The organism is Bacillus sp. RIT 809 (assembly GCF_016892495.1).
GTDB lineage: Bacteria > Bacillota > Bacilli > Bacillales > Bacillaceae_G > Bacillus_A > Bacillus_A cereus_U.
This window is the reverse complement of the sequence record NZ_JAFEMR010000007.1, coordinates 179,346-200,571: the sequence shown is the minus strand read 5'-3', so window position 1 is coordinate 200,571 and position 21,226 is coordinate 179,346. Positions and strand designations below refer to the sequence as shown.

Here is a 21,226-nt window from a genome sequence, read left to right as displayed (position 1 = left end):
TATCCCACTCGTTACAAATTTTTTTATTGGTAGCTATAAGTAATTATATTTTGGTACTAATAGTTCAATTAGTATTGAGAATAATTGAAAATATATATATTGCCAATACGGCAAATAAATTATATCCATATTTACAAGGGGAAAATAATGCAAAACTATCCAAAGAAGATAGAAAGCTATTCTTTGAAAATTTGTATGCTTTATTATTATATAAAATTAGTGGTGTAGTAATTAACGGAACTGATAATATTGTTATCTCTAAATTCATTGGAATTATTTGGGTTGGTGTGTATTCGAACTATTTATTGATTTTAAACACATTGAATACCTTGTTGGGGTATTTTTTTTATTCTGTTACTGCCAGTGTCGGGAATTTAAATGCTAAAGAAGATGCGGAAAAAAAGTATTTTATTTTTCGTGTGATGAATTTTGCTAATTTCTGGATATATGGTTTTTGTACTGTTTGTCTTTGGAATTTAATGAATCCATTTATAACTCTATGGTTAGGTGAGGATTATGTGTTTAATAAATACATAATATTTGCTATAATCCTAAATTTTTTTACTGCTGGAATGCAAAATACGGCCACAACTTTTAGAGAAACCACTGGTTTATTTAAAAAAGGAAAATATAGACCTATTATAGCGGCTGTAATAAACATTGTAGTTTCTATAATTCTCGCGAAATATATAGGAATTGCAGGTGTATTTTTTGGGACCATTATCAGTAGATTGTGCACTTACTTCTGGTACGATCCTTATATTATATTTAATTTAGTTTTCAAAAAATCTGTGAAATTATATTTTGCTAAATATGGATTGTATGTAGTACTGGTTTTAGTCGCTGTTATTATAACGGATATTCTGGGCAATCTCTTTAATAATTCTATCGTTAGTAACATGGTAATACGTAGCATTTTATGTTTAGTTATTCCAAATACAATCTTCTTAATGGTGTTTAGAAAAAGTGAAGAATTCGAATATTTAATCAATTTGTTCAAAACATTAACCAATAAAATAATATCTAGACGATTTGCACATAAAAATTCAAGTAAGACCTACCTATGAATATGTTTTTGAATTTCATCAAGTTGCATAATATAGTAATTAGAATACTATTTATGTCATTTTTCTGAAAGGGTGTTTTTGATTGAAAAAGAAACTTTTGCTAGTCACAGATATAATGTCAATAGGTGGAGTTGAAAAAGTTATAGTAAATACTTTGAATGGGTTGGATTATACTAAATTTGAAGTAACTCTGTTTATTATGTATAGAACTGAAGGAGAGAAGGAGAATATTAAAAAAATCCCGAAAAATGTTAGAATACAATATCTTTTTTATAAACCTGTTAAAGGCATTTATAAAAGATTACTGTATTACTTATTTATATGTTTGCCTCATATATTTGTGAATAAGTTCATAGTTAAAGAGAATTATGACATTATTGTAACTACTAAAGATTTTTTTTCATACCCAATTAGTATTAATAAGTGTTATAAAGTTATGTGGATTCATGGAGGGTTGGAACATCTTGAAACTGAGGAACCAACTACATTTGTTAATTATAAAAGATGGATTCAAAGACGAGCTTACAGAAAATTCGATACAATAATTACGTTAACAAATGCTGCACGAAAACGATTTGGTAATAAATATGACTTGAAAGAACGGTGTCAAGTGTTATTTAATCCGATTAATAATAATGAAATAATGAAACTATCTCATGAAGCGGTATTGGATTATGAATTTAAGGATGGTATAAACATCGTATGTTCTTGTAGATTAAGTGTTGAAAAAGGTATTGATAGGTTAATGCGTTCATGTAAAAGATTATTAAGTGAAGGTTATGATTTTAATTTAATAATTTTAGGAGATGGTCCTGAAAGAGAGAAATTAAATGAAATAATTTTTCATACCCCCATTTTAAGTGGGAAAATAGATATTTTGGGATTTAAGGATAATCCATATAAATATATGAGTAGGTGTAGTATATATGTCTCATCCTCATTAACCGAGGGATTTCCTTTAGCTGTAGCGGAAGCAATTATTTTGGAATTACCAATTTTAAGCACGTATTGCAATGGAACTATTGAAATGTTAGATAATGGAGAGTACGGATTATTAGTTGAAAATAGTGAAGATGGTATCTATGAAGGGTTAAAAAAGATACTCTCGTCTCCTAAATTAATAGAGTATTATAAATTAAAAAGTAAAGAACGAAAGGAGTTTTTTTCCTATAAAAAAAACATTAGATTATTCGAACAGATCATAAGTGGGGGGAATGAATAAAACTCTAAAAATGTTATATGTTGTGTTAATTCAATCGATAGAAGTTATGCTTAGAATAAGAAGATAAAGATTCTGATGTGCACAATAAAATGAAAAGAAGGTGTATTATAAGTAAATATATTAAGAATGATATTATTCTAGAAGAGAAAGGGCGTTATGTATAAAAGCATAGCGGTTTTTTAATTACATACATCTAGATGTTTAACAGTTAGAGCATTGTGAGTTTAAATGATGTACCATAAAATCTAAAAATAACGATAGGATTCAGTTTACTATGACTATTTGTATAAAGGGCGGTGAAGTGTATGAGTCGGATAAGTGTAGTAGTACCTATCTATAATGCAGAGAAAAAACTTGATAAATGTATAAATTCTATTCTTAACCAGACATTTGAGGATTTGGAATTGATTTTAGTGAATGATGGATCCTCAGATGGTAGTTTGGATATATGTAAGAAATATGAAAAGCTAGATAGAAGAATCATTGTAATAAATAAGAATAATGAGGGAAGTATTCCAACTCGAAAAAAAGGAATAGAAGTTTCGAGTTCTGATTATGTCATGTTCGTTGATGCAGATGACTGGATTGACAGGAGAATGGTTGAAATACTATATAAACACTCTATTGAAAGTTCTGCGGATATTACAGTTTGTAATGCGTATAAAGTTCTAGGTAATGGTATGTTGATTAAGAAAAAAAATAAAAGTGAATACTTCGATAATAATAGAATTTATGATAGGGAGGAAATAAGACAAGAATTAGTAGTAGCATACTTTTGGGGGCACCCATTCCCATCTTCGTTATTTGCAAAGTTATATAAAAGGAAGATACTCGAAAGTTGTGGGGGATATTTAGAAAAAATACATTTTTTAGGAGAGGATCTTTTTTATAATTTGGAAATGTTTATAAAATCAAATAGGGTAACAATTATTGATGAGACTTTATATTATTATAGGATGGGCGGACTAACAAGTAAATATATGCCGTATTTATTTGAGGATATGGTCAATGGTTATCAAATACAAAAAGAAGTTATTAATAAATATTATTTAGATACTAAACAAAAGCAATACAACGGAATTAGTATAATGTTGCTAAATACATTTAAAACATGTCTATATAATTTGTTTAATAGTAACCTGAGTGAAGTGCACATTAGAGGATTAATAGAAGAGTATGTTTCGAATGAAAAGGTAATAGAATGTTTGCATAACGAAGGTTCTAGGGACTATTTTTCAAAGGAATATTTAGAGGCTATCAAATATAAAAATATAGAATATTTGTACGTGCTAGGTGAAAGAGTGTATAAAAAGGGGAAAATTAAAAGGGGTATTAAAAATATTATTGCTAAGTTTCCTGTAATCTAACTTATTGTGATTAGTTATGAAAATACAAAAGGGCCTTCAATAAAAATTTCCTTTGGACCAAACTACTTTTCAAAATTATATCGTCTACTCCAATTATTTGGTAAGTGGACCAAAAATAATGAGTAGGAGAAAATCTTTCAGGAAAGAAGAAAGGGATTATAAAAGTTCTTTCTAAATAGTGAATTCCTGTATTGATATTTATAAAGTACAATTAATTCTACTATATCCAATCAATTTACCATGTTGCACATAATATATAGAAAAGTGAAAAAGAGGTGTAAATTGATGTGGATTAGAAAGGCTAGCCTTGGAAGTTTGAGTGATTTGAATTTTGTAAACAAGCCTCCTTCTAATGACGATATTTTGACTTATGATAGTAATCAATCAAAATGGATTCCAAAATCGTTAGGGATTACAAATTCTTTAAGTATATATACATTAGAATTAGATAGGTGGAATGTTAAGAATGATGGAACTGATGCCGTTAATACTTCTCAAGGGATTAATAATGCTTTAGTTTGGGCGTCGCAACAAGGGTATACAGAAGTTGTGTTACCAAAAGGTATATATTTAATCGACAAACAAACCCCTATTGAACCTCAAAGCTATCTTACACTGAATTTAAATGGGGCAATCTTAAAAATGGAAACGAATAAATTGACAGGATATGCAATTGTAAGTTTTCGAAAAAATCAGATCTACTCCAGGATTACAAATGGTATTATCCAAGGGGATAGAGATACGCATGATTATTCGAGTGGAGGAACACATGAGGGAGGGTACGGAATTGAAGTGGGGAGTTTTATTCCACCTGCTGATGGGGGGAACAATACAAGGTTTGTATCTTTAGATAATCTAGATATTTTAGATTGTACAGGAGATGCCATTACACTGAACAGTACTTTTGGTCAGATTTCACCTTTTCCTACATCATTAGCAAGTTCATTTGAACAGGGAGCAATTAATACAACAGATGGTTCATTAGTAAGTAGTACAACAAAGATACGTTCCACTTTGCGAATTGATATGACTCAAGTGGCTATTGTAAAGTATGGTTACTTCGGTTTGTATGGAAATGGATACGGAGCATTGGGTTCTGATATAAAATGCGATTATTATGATGTGATTTTTTATACTTTAAGTGATGTATTTATATCATCAAAAAATAATGTGCAATTTTTTGATGAAGTAGAGGCTCCTAAAGGAGCAAGTTACGCTAAGATCGTTCTGCATCAAGGTAATGTTCCTGCTCCTACAAATTGCTTAATAAATGTTCGAGTGGCTTCGTTCCCTCAATATACGTATATTGAGAAATGTAATTTACATGACTGCCGTAGACAAGGAATTAGTGTATGTGGTGCAAAGAATGTATACATTCGAGATAATAATATTCATCATATTGCAGGTACTAATCCACAAAGTGGAATTGATGTTGAAGATGGATATGACTTAAACCAATATATCTATATTGAAAGAAATAATTTTCATGATAATAAAAATTACAATATTATTGTTGTAAATGGAAAATTCATCTATATATTGGACAATTCTATTATGAATACAGTATCAAATGCTTATGTTGGGCTAGCAGTTAATGGTGGCGCCGATAGGGTAATGGTGGCAGGGAATAATATTCGATTAACAAAAATTTCTTTGTCAGGCGATGTTATTTTCTCTAATAATTACGTATATGGAACACAAATAAACACGCAGGGTGTATATGCGAACAGGTCTATTAACATAGTAAGTAATGTTTTTTGTAATAGTAAAATGATTATTGATACACCTTTTCCATATGTAGTTAAAGTTGATTCTTGTCGTTTTTTTAACGATGCGGATAAACTAACTTCTTTATCATCATTATATCAGTGGACTTTAGAGGTGAAAAATGAGCCGCAAACAATTTCGAACTGCGTGTTTGAAGGACAAGATGTGTTGTATTTAAATTATGTAACAGTAGGAACATTTAAACCAGGATGGATATTTGAAAATACATTATTTAATAATGTTAAAAACCCAACCTTATTTGAAGGAACATATACGAATTGTTTTTTTAAGGACGTTGGTTTTTTGGGTGCAACAAGCACAACAAATTCTTTGGAATTAAGGGATTGTAAGCTCATTAGTACGGATAAAAACAATACGTTACTTACAGTAAATAACCTCAAATCATTCAAGATGATTAATTGTCATATTGAAAAACCCAATGGAACAGTCTTAAATGTTCAAAATGTATCCGATGATATAGTGTTAAGTGGAAATGTTGTAAAAATTACAAATGATACTCTTCAAAGAACTATTATTATTTTAGATGCAGCATTTGCAGGCAAACAAGCAGTAATCCAAAATAATACTATAACCGCTATAAATTTAACACAAGTTGGGATAGACAATAGAACAACGAGCAGTACACTTCAAGTCGTAATGCAGAATAACATGTTAAATAATGCAACGATGATGATTACAGGAAAAGAATTTCTACAAGGAAATATTGTTAACGGTGTGATAGATCCATACTATCGAATACCAACTATCCCAACAACAGGATATTATAGATTAGGACAAGAACTAAGAAATTCAAATCCGATTGCAGGAGGATATATTGGTTGGGTTTGTTCTAGAACTGGATATGCAAATAACCAAACGTGGGCAGCGTCTAAAAGTTATGTAAAAGGAAGTAGAATTAATTTTGGTAACCATGTATATGAATCCTTAAATAATGGTATGTCACATACAATCTCACCTGCTTTTTCTACAATTTCCAGCGGTAATATTACTGATAACGATATTGTATGGAAGGAGATCGGTCCATTGGCGATGTTTGTAATGTTCGGGCAAATGAATGCGTAATGTGCTTAATTATTAATATAAAAAAAGAAAGTCTACCATGTTTTTATAAGCATAGTGGCTTTTTATTTATGCTGAGTTTTTTAGAACTTTAGGAAGAAGTATTATATAACGACAACTAAATTGAATTGTATACGGCTAATACAAAACAAATGATATGGAATGTATAACAAGAAGCCCGCAGATATGAAAGGAGGAGATTCGATTTTATGGAAATTTCAAAAAGTGATACAAAAATGTTGAAAGGAGCAGCTATATTACTTATGTTGTTACTTCACCTGTTTGCTAGGAAAGAAGTTAACGGGATGTATGAAACCTTTTTAATAATCAACGGAACACCGCTAGTTTACTACTTGGCATTATTTGGAGATGCGTGTGTACCTATATATTGTTTTGTAAGTGGTTATGGTTTATATGTAATTTTTTATAAAGAACAAAGATTAAATGTAAGTAGAAACTGTATACGCATCTTAAAACTATTAATGAACTATTGGGTAGTGCTTGTTCTATTTATTGTTGTTGGATTTTTTGCAGGCAAATCAGAGGTTTTCTCAGGTGGTATAATAAAGTTCCTTCTCAATGTATTTGTATTATCATCTTCATATAATGGTGCATGGTGGTTTTTACAGACATATATTATTCTTGTCTTTTTAGCGCCGTTATTGACTAAAATGGTGAGGAAATATAATTCAATAAGTTTGTTACTGGTTTTTGGGACTATATATTTAGTGAGCTATATTCAACGTATAAAAAATGTTTTGGATGTTGGGCATCATACAATTCTAGGTATGTCAGTAAATGCCGTGGTATTGGTTGGTACATCTTTACTTCCGTTTATTGTGGGTACCATTTTTGCGAAAGAAAAAATTTATTCAAAACTATATAATAAATTTTATTACATGCCTTATAAGAATATACTTTGTGCCATAGGGATTATTATGTTAATAGTTTTACATGCTTTTTATGAATCTATGATTATCGCTCCTTTTACGGCTATTGCATTTATTAGTTTCTTTATTCTTATGAATAAGAGTAGTGTTATACAACATATATTAGCCTTTTTGGGGGAGCATTCGACAAACATATGGTTGACTCATATGTTTTTTTATATGTCAATTTTTCCAGGGCTTATATTTGCACCTAAATATCCAATCATAATTTTTATTTGGTTGATAACGTTATGTATTGCTTCATCGTATGTAATAAATTATATTTATAAACCTATAGAGCGAATGATTGACAACAGGAGTTTTATTGCACGTGATAATCAAAGAGCGATTGGATAGTTTTTTTCGTTGAAATAGATGGGACAATTATCTATTTAATAGAAGTAGTTGTTTTATATGAATTGAATTATAAATAAGTGGACGGAATAAATAAATAATTTCGAAAAGTGAAATTGACAATAAATTAAAGGGGAGCTAAATTTATAAATAAAAAGGGAACTAAAAAATACGAGGCTTAAATTTTTTTCTAAGATGTATAGTGAAATGAGGTAAGTTTGTAACGAATGTCTTTTGGCCTATTTATTTATCTTTGAAAACGGCATTCGTAAAAATATTAGCAAGGAGTATGATTATTAATGAAGAGACTCTTTGATATACTTATTTCTTTATTATTATTATTGTGTTTTTTTCATGTTATTCTTTTAGTAGCGGTCCTAGTTAAGTTCAAAATAGGCTCACCTATCCTATTTAAACAACAACGTCCAGGTATACATGGACATCCTTTTTACCTTTATAAGTTTCGCACGATGACTGATGCTAAAGATAGTAATGGCGAGCTGCTATCTGATCACGCTAGAATAACTAAAGTTGGAAAATTTCTTAGAAAATATAGTTTAGATGAATTACCACAATTAATAAATGTACTAAAAGGTCAATTGAGTTTGGTGGGCCCTCGACCATTATTAATGGAATATTTGCCTTTATATTCGCAAGAGCAAGCTAAAAGGCATAATGTTAGACCAGGAATCACTGGATGGGCTCAAATTAATGGAAGAAATAGTATCTCATGGGATGAGAAATTTAAATTAGATGTATGGTATGTTGAGAATCAAAGTTTTCTTTTAGATTTGAAAATTTTATATCTAACTTTTAGTAAGGTTTTAAAGTCGGAAGGGATAACAAATAATAAGCATGTGACTATGCCAGTTTTTAAAGGGGGAATCGAGCATGGGGGGGAATAAAATGAATATTTTGTTTACTAGCTCTGGTAGGAGGGTCACCTTAATTAAAAAATTTAAGGAAGTACTTAAACAAGAAGGAATCAAAGGCAAAATCTTTACTGCAGACTTAAAAGAAACTGCTCCTACCATTTACTTTAGCGATAAGCATTTTATTGTTCCGCGTGTAAATGAAGAGGGATATATAAATGAATTATTAAAAATATGTAGATCTGAAATGATAAATCTAATAATTCCGTTAATTGATACAGAATTAACCCTTATGGCTAATAATTCGAAGGTTTTCGAAGGTATTGGTGTAAAAGTACTAGTTTCTAGTATGGAATTAAATAAAATAGCTAATAACAAAAAATACACATATAACTTTTTTGTTGCTAATAATATACCAACGCCTAGAGTATTTAGTGATGAAGAGATTGAAAGAAAAGAATATCAATTTCCACTATTAATTAAACCTTATGATGGCAGTTCTAGTAAAGGTGTAACAAAAATAATGAATGAAAAGGAATTGGAATTTTTTAAGGAGTATATACCTAACGCTATGGTACAAGAGTACGTTTCAGGAGAAGAATACACAATAGATGCCATGGTAGATTTTTATGGAAATATAAAAACGATCGTTCCTAGATTACGTATAGAGACACGAGCAGGTGAGGTAAGTAAAGGTATGACCAAGAGGGATATTGAAATCATCAAAGCAGCAGAAACTGTAATAAAAGCTCTTCCTAATCCTATTGGGTGTATTACTTTACAATGTTTTAAAAAGGAGGATGGACAAATTACGTTTATTGAAATAAACCCACGTTTTGGTGGGGGAATTCCGCTATCAATAGAAGCAGGAGCGAATTTTCCACTTTGGACAATTAAAATGTGTCAGGGGGAAGTGTTTATAGATAAGGACTTTGATTGGAGAGAAAATTTAACAATGCTTAGATATGATGAAGCGGTTTTTACGGAGAGTACTTAACATGGTGATTAAAGCAATTGTTTTTGATATGGATGATACTTTATATAAAGAAAAGGATTATATCGTAAGTGGTTTTAAAGCAGTGGATGAGTGGATTGAAGAGAACTACAAGAAAACTGGATTTTATAATGCTGCAATTCAATTATTTGATTTGGGGGAAAGAGGGTTTGTGTTTAATAAAACGCTTGAAAAGTTAAACATTCCTTACGATGAAAATTTGATTAGTAATTTGATAGAACAGTATAGGTTTCATAAACCAGATATTCAATTGTTGGATGAAGCGGAGTGGGTACTAAATAATTTAGTTAATACCGTTAAAATAGGACTTATTTCAGACGGATATTTAGTTACCCAAGAAAAGAAGATTAATGCATTAAAGTTAAAAGGGAGATTTCATTCGATAATTCTCACTGATAAGCTTGGAAAAGAATATTGGAAACCGAGCCAAATTCCTTATGAAAAAATAAGTAAGGAACTACAGGTTCCTCATCAGCAGTGTGTTTATATAGGAGATAATTTAAGTAAGGATTTTATAACTGCCAAGAAACTAAAGTGGATAACAATTCATATTAATAGAGAAGATGGGATTTACCGTAATCTTATAGTTGAGCAAGATTATAAAGCGCATTATACAATTAATAGTTTAAGAAGACTTCCTGAGATCCCTGTATTAAAGCATATGTTTTTAGATACATAATATTTTAAATATGTATAAAGGGTGTGTTTACATGCAAACCGTTCAACACAAAAAACGAATCTATCTTTCCTCTCCACACATGAGCGGAAATGAACAAAAATATATAAAAGATGCCTTTGACTCAAATTGGATTGCACCTCTTGGTCCAAATGTAGATGAATTTGAAAGAGAGCTTGCTTCTTTTGTAGGAGTTAAAGGTGGGGCTGCGGTTAGTTCAGGTACTGCTGCCATTCATCTAGCTTTGCGATTATTAGATGTTCAAAAGGGAGATACAGTATTTTGTTCAAGTTTCACTTTTGTAGCGAGTGCGAATCCGATTGTTTATTTGGGAGCTGAACCGGTATTTATTGACTCAGAACCGGAAACATGGAATATGTCACCACAAGCTCTAGCACTTGCGTTGCATGATGCTGATAAAGCAGGGAAATTACCTAAGGCTGTCATTCTTGTTCATTTATATGGTCAGAGTGCGAAATTAGATGAAATTCTTTCGCTTTGTAATCACTATGATGTTCCCATAATTGAGGATGCAGCAGAATCTCTAGGTTCTACATATAAAGGAAAAGCAAGTGGTACATTCGGAAGATTTGGTATTTATTCATTTAATGGAAATAAAATTATTACAACTTCGGGCGGTGGAATGCTAGTTTCTGATGATGTGGAAGCGATAGAAAAAGCGAAGGTTTTAGCAACTCAAGCAAGAGATCCAGCACCTCATTATCAGCATAGTCAAGTGGGCTACAATTATAGAATGAGTAATATATTAGCTGGTATTGGGAGAGGACAATTAGAAGTGTTAGAAGATAGAGTGAGCTCTAGAAGGCGTATATTTAAGCGGTATTATGAAGAGTTATTTCATATACCGGGATTTTACTTTATGCCGGAATTAGAAAATACTCGTTCGAACCGTTGGCTTACAACTATGATGATTGATGAAGTGGAATCTGGAATCTCTATTGAAAAAATAGTAACAACTTTAGCTGAAGAGAATATTGAAGCGCGTCCTACTTGGAAGCCACTACATATGCAGCCGCTTTTTAAAGAATATAAGTATTATTCTCATCAGAAAGATAATGATGTATCTAAAAAATTATTTAAAAAGGGGATTTGTTTGCCTTCTGGGTCCAATATGACGGATGAGGATCAGCGGAGAGTTACTCAGGCTATAATTAAATTAATATAAAATGGAATATGTTGAAGAGCAATAAGTAGTGAATGTTTTTATTGTATAGATACTTCCTGATAGTTGGAGAAAGGGTAAAAAATATTGGAATTATAAATATCTGAATTGTTGTTCTTTATAAAGGTCGATTAATTCGGATTAATTATTTGAATTTACTGTATTTTAATTGACTCACGATAAATGTAATGGTATTTTTAACATATCTATACCTTGATTTAATTGGAGTATTTACTTATCCAGGGGAGAATATAACAATTTGTTCTTTAAAAAGAATTTATAGCAACTTATTACATAATAGGAGGGGAAAATGAGTGCTATAGCTGGCATTATTCACTTTAATAACGAGCCTGTATCGATTGAACATGGAAGAGGAGTAATGAGTTGTTTAAGCAAGTACCCTGCAGATGAGATTCGAATATTACACAAAGAACATATATTCTTTGGTTGCCATGCCCAATGGATCACACCAGAATCAATCGGTGAACAATTACCTTATTATGATGTTAAATCGAAATTAATTATTACTGCTGATGCAATCATTGATAATAGAATGGAATTGTTTGATAGGTTGCAAGTGGATAATGTTGAAAGAAAAGGGATGGCTGACAGTGAATTGATTTTACGTGCTTATCAAAAATGGGGAGAGGAGTCCCCGAAGTATTTAGTTGGCGATTTTGCTTTTATGATTTGGGACGAACGTAACCAAAAACTGTTTGGTGCAAGGGATTTTTCAGGAAGTCGAACTCTTTATTATTTTCGTGATCATCAACGATTTGCTTTTTGTACCATAATAAGTCCGTTATTATCATTACCGTATGTACGTAAGGAATTAAATGAACTATGGTTAGCTGAGTATTTGGCGGTATCTGGCATGATAGATGCGGTAGATACTTCAATCACACCGTATAAACACATAGAACAAGTACCCCCAGCACATAGTATTGTGATAGATAAAAATAAAATAAAGCTTATGAGATATTGTACTCTAACTGTAAATGAGAGGCTGAAATTAAAGTCAAACGAAGAGTACATAGAAGCATTTCAAGAGGTCTTTCAAAAAGCGGTAGATGATAGATTACGTACACACCTTAATGTAGGTGCTCAGTTAAGTGGTGGATTAGATTCAGGAGCTGTTGTCAGCTTTGCAGTAAATACAATGCGAAAAGAAAATAAAAAATTACATACTTTCAGCTATATTCCGCCACATGATTTCGTAGATTTTACACCTAAACAGCTAGTGCCGAATGAGAGTGTGTATATCAAATCAACTATAGAACATGTAGGAGGAATTCGGGAGCATTACTTAGATTTTAAGGGGAAAAATTCATATTCAGAGATAGATAGCTTTTTAGAAATACTAGAGACGCCATATAAGTTCTTTGAAAACTCATTTTGGTTAAAAGGGATGTTTGAAAAAGCTCATGAGGAAGGTGTTGGAGTATTATTAAATGGTGATAGAGGGAATTTTACCATATCGTGGGGATATGCCTTAGAGTACTATGCTATCCTACTAAAAAAATTAAAATGGATTCGTCTGTATAAAGAATTAAATCAATATAGTAAAAATACAGGTGGAGATAGATTACGCAGAATACCAGATATATTTAGGATTGGATTTCCAGTTGTGGATCGGATTTTTTCACAAAATAAAGTAAATAAAAGGCCAATGTTAATCAATCCGAAATTTGCAAAAAATACAAGGATTTTCGAGAAATTTGAAGAATATGGGTTAGAACAAACGGGATGGTATTCTGAGTCAAATATATATGAGGAACGCCGAAAACATTTTGAAGATGTTTTTCATTGGAATGCAGGTAGTACACTTGCAGCAAAGCTATCTTTACGCTATGGATTATGGAAGCGTGATCCAACTAATGATATACGTGTAATTCGTTTTTGTTTATCTGTACCAGAAGAACAATATGTGCAAAATGGATTGGACCGAGCTTTAATCCGAAGATCTACAGAAAAAATGCTGCCAGATAAGATTAGATTAAATCAAAACACTAGAGGTGTCCAAGGTGTTGATTGGGTCCATCGAATGATTCCATATTGGAAAACATTTATAGACGAAATAGAGCAACTAAGTGTAGATGAAAAAGCTTTAGAGTATTTAAATGGTCAGGTCATAAAAGAAGCTCTATACAAGGTTAGAGAAGATGCGAGACCTGAAAATGCGATTAATTTCGATTATAAAGTTTTAATGCGTAGTTTAATTGTTTATCGGTACATAAAAACGTTTATTTGAAGGGAGGTGATCATATGAAAAAAGAATGGGAGAAACCTATTTTAGAGGTGTTGGATGTGAAGATGACAATGTTGGGGAAAGAAGGAGAGTATACTGATGCCGCTTTTCCGGACCATACTCCTAAGGGTGATCTAACTTTTAGTTAGGTGATAAGAATAAAAGTATTTAGTTTATTTTGCTCAAATGTTTAAAGCTAAATGGATTTTGTATATTTAATATGGATTGTTTTACATGCTAAATCTCCTTGTACGTGAAAATGTATAAGGAGATTTAATATTACTATCGTAATATTGGGGATGAAAATAATGTTAATAACTAACACCGATATAGTATATAAAGCATTTGGTCTATTTATTATCAGTGATATCTCTCTACCAGAACTACCTTATGTCAACAATAAAATAGATTCAATAGATATTGAGATAAGAATTAAAGATTTGTCGGAATTATGGTTGGATTTATCAGATAAACAAGATGAATTTGTAATTAATAAAGATTTAGTTATGTTTCAGGTTCCTGATATTGCAATATTTGCTATTCAAGACGGCAGTAAAATATTTGTTTCACCCATGAAAGAGTATGAAGAGGATATGATTCGGCTTTGGATTTTAGGAACTTGTATGGGCGCCATATTGATGCAAAGAAAAGTGTATCCATTGCATGGAAGTGCGGTAATTATTAATGGAAAAGCATATGCATTTGTAGGAGATTCAGGTGCTGGAAAGTCTACGCTTGCGTCAGCATTTATACAAGAAGGCTATCAATTTTTAAGTGATGATGTAATAGCGATATCATTTTCAAGTGATACAAATTCCCCAGTAGTCATCCCATCTTATCCACAACAAAAATTGTGGCAAGATAGTTTGGATAATTTAGGAATGGGTACAAACAACTATCGATCGATATATGGTAGGGAAACAAAATACAATGTTCCTGTTCTTTCTAAATATATTGCTGAATCAATCCCCCTAGAAGGGGTAGTAGAATTAGTGAAAACAGAGAATGGCGAGGTGGGAATTCGTCATATAGAAAAACTTGAGCGATTTTACACTCTATATCGTCATACATTTCGCAATTTCCTTATCCAGGGTTTAGGATTAATGGAATGGCATTTTACGACCTCTGCTGCTATTTTAACTAAGGTTGATTTGTATGAATTATGTAGACCGGAGAGAGGATATAGTGCTCCACAATTAGTTTCTCTTATATTAACAACTATAAATAAAGGAGAATAATTCATGATTAAAAAACAAGCAATATTATTAAATCAATGTGTTGCACAAGTAAAAGGGAATGTAGTAAGTGATATGGATGGAGAAAAAGTCATGTTAAGTATAAAAAATGGTAAATATTATAATTTAGGGAAAATGGGAGGGGTTATATGGGAACTTATTGAAAAACCAATATCAGTAACCGAGTTAGTTACTACTTTAATATCAGAGTATGAAGTAGAACAATTACAATGTGAGGGACAAGTTCTTTCCTTTTTGGAAATGTTGTTAGAAGAAGAGCTGGTTGAAGTAAAGTAAGTAGTTTGATCTAGTTTTCTATTTTGAAAAAAGAAGTAGGGAGATAAATGAATATAGTAAAAAAGTTAACCTTTTTTTTATCACTAGATATGAAGACCAGATTTTTATTCATAGAGGCATATATATATTTAGGATGGGCTCGTATTCTCAAATTTATGTCATTCTCTAAGTCTGCCCCTACATTAGGTATTTATATGGATGAAACATCTTTAAATTATGTTGAATCTAATATTAGGATGCTTAAAAATATAGCTGAAGTTATTCAAATTACGAGTCGCCATACTCTTTGGGATAGTCAATGTCTTGTGAAAGCGATAGCTGGGATGAAAATGCTAGAGAGACGCCAAATTGAGAGTACGCTTTATTTAGGAACTACAAAGGATGAAGATGGAAAAATGGTTGCTCATGCGTGGCTACGAAGTGGTCCTTTTTACATCACTGGATCGGAAGGGATGGAGAAATTCACTGTAGTTGGAACGTTTGCAAAGAAAGTAGATTGAAAAACAACTAAAGGAGAATAAAATGAGTAATGATTTTCATCTTAATGTAGAATGTCTGTCTAAAGAGTTAATATTATTATTGGAAATTTTGAAGTTGCGTAATGATGATAGCGTACTTGGAAATCAAAGTGAGTGGCCAGTAGATATTGATTGGACTAAGTTTCTTGAATTGGCAATGCATCATCGGGTGCATCCATATATTTATCCAAAGGTGAACGGAGTAAATAAAGGGTTAATTCCATCTCACATTATGAATATATTGCGTCAAAACTTTAAAGAGAATATGTTTCGAATGCTATTTCTAAGTGCTGAAATGGAGCAAGTAAGTAAATGGTTTATTGAAAATGATATTAGTACTCTTTTTTTAAAAGGACCAGCACTTGCGCATGATCTTTATGGCGATGTCTCCTTGCGAACATCTTGTGATTTAGATGTTCTTATCCCGATTAATCAGTTGGAGAATGCAGAAAGAATTCTTTTAAAACAAGGGTATGTGAAGGATGAATATATTCAAACAGTATTAAATGATTGGAAATGGAGGCATCATCATATAACATTTTTTCACCCTGGAAAGAAAATTAAACTGGAAATTCATTGGCGGCTAAATCCAGGTCCTGGGAAGGAAATGAAATTTGTGGAATTATGGAAGAGGAAAAGAAAAAGTACATTAGTAAGCAGTCCTGTATATGTATTAGGGAAAGAGGATTTATTTATATTTCTTTGTTCTCATGGAGCACGTCATGGATGGTCAAGATTACGCTGGTTAGTAGATGTAAATAAAATGATAGAACAAGAGATGAATTGGTTAGAAATTAATCAGCTATTAAATAAATATCAATCTGGACATATAGTGGGGCAGGCGTTGATTCTGTCAAATAAATTGTTAAATTCAACAATTATTGAAGAAATGAAAATATGGAAAAACAAAAAGTATGCTAGGAGATTAGCGCAGGATGCACTGTTTTATTTAAAACAAATGATAAATCTACACACGCCACCAATCCCGGAAGAAGTATCAAAGTATCACAGTCGTCATTTATATTCATTAATGTCAAAACGTCAAAGATTTTTATTTATATTGAGTCATTTATATCCTTATCCGATAGATGCAAAGACTTTACCGTTACCTAAATACCTTCATTTTTTGTATTTTCCTTTACGACCTTTTCTATGCACGTGGAGAAGGGTGAGGAAGCATGAGCTAACATAGGAGGAAATAAAAGTGGAACATCTCTTATATTTTGTGAAAAAATTATATGCTTTTTCGGGGAAAATACTATATGTAAATTTATTTGGGATGGCATTAGTTAGTTTATTGGAAGGGATAGGGCTTCTTTTGTTACTTCCCATGATTAATATTAGTGGCGTTATCGAAATAAATATGGGTTCAATTCCGGGTATAGCGATATTTGAAGTTTTACAAGAAATCCCTGAAACGGTGAGACTGTTACTTATCTTAAGCATTTATATTATATTAGTGGTTGCCCAATCGCTTTTACAACAAAATCTTGCTCTTCGAAATATGAAAATTATAATGCGCTTTACAAACTATTTAAGGTTACAAATTTACCATGCCCTATTACGAGTTAATTGGAGTTTCTTTGTGAAAAAGAGAAAGTCAGATTTGATTAATTCACTGACTGAGGAATTAGGACGAGTTATGGTTGGAACCAATTTATTTCTTCAACTTTTAACATCATGTATTTTTACTATAATACAAATTGGAATTGCTCTATGGTTTTCTATAAAAATAACAATTTTTGTGCTGTTTACAGGCTTAATACTTGCATATTTTTCTAGACATTATATAAAAAAATCAAGGGTATTAGGAAACCAAACATCTGAAATAGCAAGAGATTATCTTGGTGGTATAACAGATCACTTTAACGGTATTAAAGATATAAAGAGTAACATGTTAGAAGAGTCTAGATATACATGGCTCAGTACTTGGTGTGAAAAAATGGAAAAGGAACAACTAGCATATATTAAGTTGAAAAATCAATCGCAATTTTTTTATAAGTTTGCATCGGCTATTCTAATTGCGTTACTTATTTTTACATCTATAAAATTATTTCAGGCTCAGCCAGGACAATTAATAGTCATTGTTCTTATTTTTTCTAGACTATGGCCTAGGTTTACTGGGATTCAATCCAACTTGGAGCAATTAGCTGCAAATATTCCTGCTTTTAAGTCTTTATTAGAATTGGAGAGAGAATGCAACGAAGCAATTGAATTGGGAGATGTAAGGCAATCATCTAAAAGTATAAAACCGTTAACTATACAAGAAGGAATCAAATGTAAAAATGTTAGTTTTCGTTACAATGAAAACGAACCTGTATATGCTCTTCAAAATATTAATTTGCAAATTCCATCGAATTGTATGACAGCAATTGTTGGGCGATCGGGTGCTGGAAAAAGTACATTAATTGATATTTTGATGGGACTGATTCAACCAGAACAAGGAAAAGTTTTAATAGATGATGCGACTATTACAAGTGAAAATTTATTGGCTTTAAGGAAATCTATTAGCTATGTTCAGCAGGATCCATTCTTATTTAATGCAAGCATAAGAGAAAATTTATTGATGATTGAGCCGAATGCAAGTGAAGAACAAATTTGGGCTGCATTAGATTTTGCTGCTGCTGCTGAATTTGTACGAATGCTACCAAAAGGGCTTGATACTTTTATTGGGGATAGAGGAGTTAGGCTTTCGGGCGGAGAGAGGCAACGTTTAGTATTGGCGCGAGCGATATTACGAAAACCCTCTATTTTAATTTTAGACGAGGCAACAAGTTCGTTAGATACAGAAAACGAAGCGCTAATTCAAAGTGCGTTAGAAAAATTAAAGGGCCAGATGACTATTATTGTAATTGCACATCGTTTATCAACGATACGTAATGCTGATCAAGTCATCGTACTAGATAAGGGAGAGGTCGTTCAACGAGGAGCATTTAACCAACTCGCTCAAGAGAGAAAAGGTGTTTTTCGTAATTTATTAGGTAAACAAGTAGAAGTAGGTTCATAGAGGAGAAAGATTGAATGAAATTTTGTATTATTGTAATTCGAGTTGAATGATAGCCCGGATAATGGTCAGTTACAGCAGATCTTATTCGGGCTTTTATATTTATATTTTGTAAATTTTGGGAATAAATATAATTTAGTACCTTGCAATAAACAGTACCGAGTGGTATATTATGGATATAACAGGTACCGTGTATTGAACAGTACTGAAATAAGAAAGGGGGGATTGTCCTTGAACGTTCAGTTTAAAAAAGGTGTGTTAGAACTGTGTGTATTGGCGCTTGTAAAACGTAAGGATTGTTATGGTTATGAACTTGTTCAGCAAATTTCAAATAAATTTTTAATATCGGAAGGTTCTGTATATCCGCTATTACGTCGTTTAACGAAAGAAGAATATTTTCAAACATATTTAAAAGAATCCACGGAAGGACCGCCCCGTAAATATTATCAACTAACAGAGCAAGGGGAGACGCAACTTCATTTGTTAGTGACGGAGTGGCGTGATTTTGCTAAAGGTGTTCAAGAAATTATTGAAGGGGTGGAATGGGATGAGTAAAGAACAGTTTCTTAAAGAATTATCAAGTCATCTTAGAAAGTTACCAGAAGAAGAGCGACAAGATATTTTATTTGATTATGAAGAGCACTTTCAGTTTGGGATGGAAGAGGGGAAAACTGAATCAGAAATAATAAAGGGGCTTGGTTCTCCGAAAGTAATTGCGAAAGACTTGCTTGCTTTGTATCGCTTTGATGAGATGAAAAAAGATCCATCGACTTCGAATGTAACAAGAGCTGTCCTGGCAGCGGTTGGACTTAGTTTGTTTAATTTTATTATTGTGTTAGGCCCGTTAATTGCAATTATAGCTTTTATATTTTCCTTTTGGGTCGGTGGTATTGCTAGTGTAGTGACACCATTTTTCGTTATTGTAAAAGTATTTATGGGTACTTTTATATGGTTGGATCTTTTCGTTAGTATAACGTTTGTTGGAGTAGGTTTGTTGTTATGTATTGTAGCTTATTATAGTACGAAGTGGTTTAAAATATTATGTGTACGCTATGTAGTATGGAACTTCAAAATGATAAAAGGGGAGTAGATGATGAAAAAAATATTATTAGTAGCTATCGCTTGTATCATTATTGGAGTAATAGGGATTTCACAAACATATAAGAAAGCAGTAGAAACTGTAGAGAAAGGAAATAAGGAAGAAGTTATTAAAAACGAAACGCTAAAAAATGTGGAAGTTAAGTTAGATGCTGGAGATATTGTTGTCCAAAAATCTCCTGATTCCTCTTTTTATGTAAAGCAAACAGGAGACGTAAGTAAACAGGAGATTCGTATTGCTGAAGATGGTGACACATTAAAAGTCATAGGGGAAATAGAAAAAGGTGTTTCATTTAATTTTTCCTTTTACAATTTCGGATTTCAAACGCCTACATTGACTATATTTGTACCAGAACGTTCTTATCAAGAGATAAAAGTAAATTCATCCGCTGGAGATGTAGATATTACTTTATTGGAAAAACCACAAGATGCAGTTATAACTGGGCAAACCGCTGCTGGAGACGTGACAATTTTTAATGAAGACAATAAAACTATAACGATTGGTAATGGTAGTAAAAAGATTAGCGGTAAAACCGCTGCTGGAGATGTTACTATTGAAACACGTTAATAATTAATGAAACGCATTCTTTTGAATGAACGGAAATCTATCAAAATATAAAAAGAAGATAATTACCTATATAAATAAGGGAATTATCTTCTTTTTATTATTTTTAATGTAAATCACGATATACGCCAATTACTTTTCCGATAACTGACACTTGTTTTAAAATAATAGGTTCTAGTGAAGAGTTTTCCGGTTGTAGACGGAAATAATCTTTTTCTTTATAGAAACGTTTAACAGTTGCTTCGTTATCTTCTGTTAAAGCAACTACAATTTCACCGTTGTTTGCAGACTGTTGTTGGCGAACAACAACTAAATCACCATCAAAGATACCAGCTTCAATCATGCTATCTCCAGAAATGCGTAACATAAACACTTGATCTGCTCCAGCAACGATACTAGCTGGAAGTGGGAAGTGATCTTCTACACTTTCGACTGCTGTAATCGGTAAACCGGCAGTAACTTTTCCGACGATTGGAACTTGAATAACTGACTGTGTTTCTATTCGGTTGTCACCTAAAATTTCAATTGCGCGTGGTTTTGTTGGGTCGCGTCGAATATATCCTTTTTCTTCTAGTCGTGATAAATGTCCGTGCACTGTAGAACTAGAAGCAAGGCCGACTGCTTGACCGATTTCACGTACGGAAGGTGGATATCCTTTTTCTTGTACTTTTAGCTTAATAAAGTCGAGAATGTCTTGCTGGCGTTTCGTTAACTTTTCCATGTTTTCTA

At 32.0% G+C, this 21,226-nt stretch carries 20 protein-coding genes; 19 read left to right on the top strand and 1 reads right to left on the bottom strand.

The annotated features are described in order from the left end of the window. The 19 genes from JTF23_RS10525 to JTF23_RS10435 form a co-directional block, all read left to right on the top strand. Positions 1-1,067 (top strand): lipopolysaccharide biosynthesis protein (locus JTF23_RS10525; protein ID WP_204208702.1); only part of this gene is annotated, 1,067 nt, incomplete at its 5' end. A gap of 82 nt (positions 1,068-1,149) precedes the next feature. Beyond that, positions 1,150-2,289 carry a glycosyltransferase gene (locus JTF23_RS10520; protein WP_204208701.1) on the top strand — a complete coding sequence of 380 codons (1,140 nt, stop codon included), beginning with the start codon at positions 1,150-1,152 and terminating at the stop codon, positions 2,287-2,289. Between the two features lie 305 nt (positions 2,290-2,594). Then, positions 2,595-3,656, top strand: a complete 1,062-nt coding sequence (locus JTF23_RS10515) for a glycosyltransferase family 2 protein (protein ID WP_204208700.1) — start codon at positions 2,595-2,597, stop codon at positions 3,654-3,656. 285 nt (positions 3,657-3,941) lie between these two features. After that, positions 3,942-6,506, top strand: a complete 2,565-nt coding sequence (locus JTF23_RS10510) for a right-handed parallel beta-helix repeat-containing protein (RefSeq protein WP_204208699.1) — start codon at positions 3,942-3,944, stop codon at positions 6,504-6,506. 206 nt (positions 6,507-6,712) lie between these two features. Next, positions 6,713-7,789 carry an acyltransferase family protein gene (locus JTF23_RS10505; RefSeq protein WP_204208698.1) on the top strand — a complete coding sequence of 359 codons (1,077 nt, stop codon included), beginning with the start codon at positions 6,713-6,715 and terminating at the stop codon, positions 7,787-7,789. Positions 7,790-8,085: 296 nt separating this feature from the next. Beyond that, on the top strand, positions 8,086-8,691 hold the full coding sequence (locus JTF23_RS10500) for a sugar transferase (protein ID WP_204208697.1): 606 nt from the start codon (positions 8,086-8,088) through the stop codon (positions 8,689-8,691). Beyond that, positions 8,678-9,655, top strand: a complete 978-nt coding sequence (locus JTF23_RS10495) for an ATP-grasp domain-containing protein (protein ID WP_204208696.1) — start codon at positions 8,678-8,680, stop codon at positions 9,653-9,655. The genes JTF23_RS10500 and JTF23_RS10495 overlap by 14 nt, the downstream gene beginning before the upstream one ends. Position 9,656: 1 nt before the next feature. Next, positions 9,657-10,352: an HAD family hydrolase gene (locus JTF23_RS10490; protein ID WP_204208695.1), complete on the top strand. Its 696-nt coding sequence runs from the start codon at positions 9,657-9,659 to the stop codon at positions 10,350-10,352. A 31-nt stretch (positions 10,353-10,383) separates the two neighbouring features. Further along, positions 10,384-11,535, top strand: coding sequence for a DegT/DnrJ/EryC1/StrS family aminotransferase (locus tag JTF23_RS10485; protein ID WP_204208694.1), 1,152 nt, complete (start codon positions 10,384-10,386; stop codon positions 11,533-11,535). A gap of 307 nt (positions 11,536-11,842) precedes the next feature. Next, positions 11,843-13,783: an asparagine synthase-related protein gene (locus JTF23_RS10480; protein WP_204208693.1), complete on the top strand. Its 1,941-nt coding sequence runs from the start codon at positions 11,843-11,845 to the stop codon at positions 13,781-13,783. Between the two features lie 14 nt (positions 13,784-13,797). After that, a complete protein-coding gene (locus JTF23_RS10475; protein ID WP_016105873.1) occupies positions 13,798-13,929 on the top strand; it encodes a paeninodin family lasso peptide in 132 nt (43 codons plus the stop codon). A gap of 159 nt (positions 13,930-14,088) precedes the next feature. Next, complete coding sequence (locus JTF23_RS10470) at positions 14,089-15,018, top strand: aldolase (protein ID WP_088099432.1); 930 nt, start codon at positions 14,089-14,091, stop codon at positions 15,016-15,018. Positions 15,019-15,021: 3 nt separating this feature from the next. After that, entirely contained in the window at positions 15,022-15,312 is a 291-nt protein-coding gene (locus JTF23_RS10465; RefSeq protein WP_016105871.1) for a lasso peptide biosynthesis PqqD family chaperone, read from the top strand. A gap of 47 nt (positions 15,313-15,359) precedes the next feature. Continuing rightward, positions 15,360-15,812: a lasso peptide biosynthesis B2 protein gene (locus tag JTF23_RS10460; RefSeq protein ID WP_204208692.1), complete on the top strand. Its 453-nt coding sequence runs from the start codon at positions 15,360-15,362 to the stop codon at positions 15,810-15,812. Between the two features lie 22 nt (positions 15,813-15,834). Next, positions 15,835-17,022, top strand: a complete 1,188-nt coding sequence (locus tag JTF23_RS10455) for a nucleotidyltransferase domain-containing protein (protein ID WP_204208691.1) — start codon at positions 15,835-15,837, stop codon at positions 17,020-17,022. A gap of 12 nt (positions 17,023-17,034) precedes the next feature. Further along, positions 17,035-18,837 carry an ABC transporter ATP-binding protein gene (locus JTF23_RS10450; protein WP_204208690.1) on the top strand — a complete coding sequence of 601 codons (1,803 nt, stop codon included), beginning with the start codon at positions 17,035-17,037 and terminating at the stop codon, positions 18,835-18,837. 228 nt (positions 18,838-19,065) lie between these two features. Further along, on the top strand, positions 19,066-19,389 hold the full coding sequence (locus JTF23_RS10445; RefSeq protein ID WP_016105867.1) for a PadR family transcriptional regulator: 324 nt from the start codon (positions 19,066-19,068) through the stop codon (positions 19,387-19,389). After that, positions 19,382-19,924 carry a DUF1700 domain-containing protein gene (locus JTF23_RS10440; protein WP_088099427.1) on the top strand — a complete coding sequence of 181 codons (543 nt, stop codon included), beginning with the start codon at positions 19,382-19,384 and terminating at the stop codon, positions 19,922-19,924. The genes JTF23_RS10445 and JTF23_RS10440 overlap by 8 nt, the downstream gene beginning before the upstream one ends. Before the next feature lie 3 nt (positions 19,925-19,927). Then, positions 19,928-20,500 (top strand): DUF4097 family beta strand repeat-containing protein, encoded by a 573-nt coding sequence (locus tag JTF23_RS10435; RefSeq protein ID WP_204208689.1) that lies wholly within the window; start codon positions 19,928-19,930, stop codon positions 20,498-20,500. 103 nt (positions 20,501-20,603) lie between these two features. On the opposite strand, the gene lexA is transcribed toward JTF23_RS10435, so the two are convergent. Then, on the bottom strand, positions 20,604-21,218 hold the full coding sequence (lexA, locus tag JTF23_RS10430) for a transcriptional repressor LexA (RefSeq protein WP_002111215.1): 615 nt from the start codon (positions 21,216-21,218) through the stop codon (positions 20,604-20,606). Between the last annotated feature and the right edge of the window lie 8 nt (positions 21,219-21,226).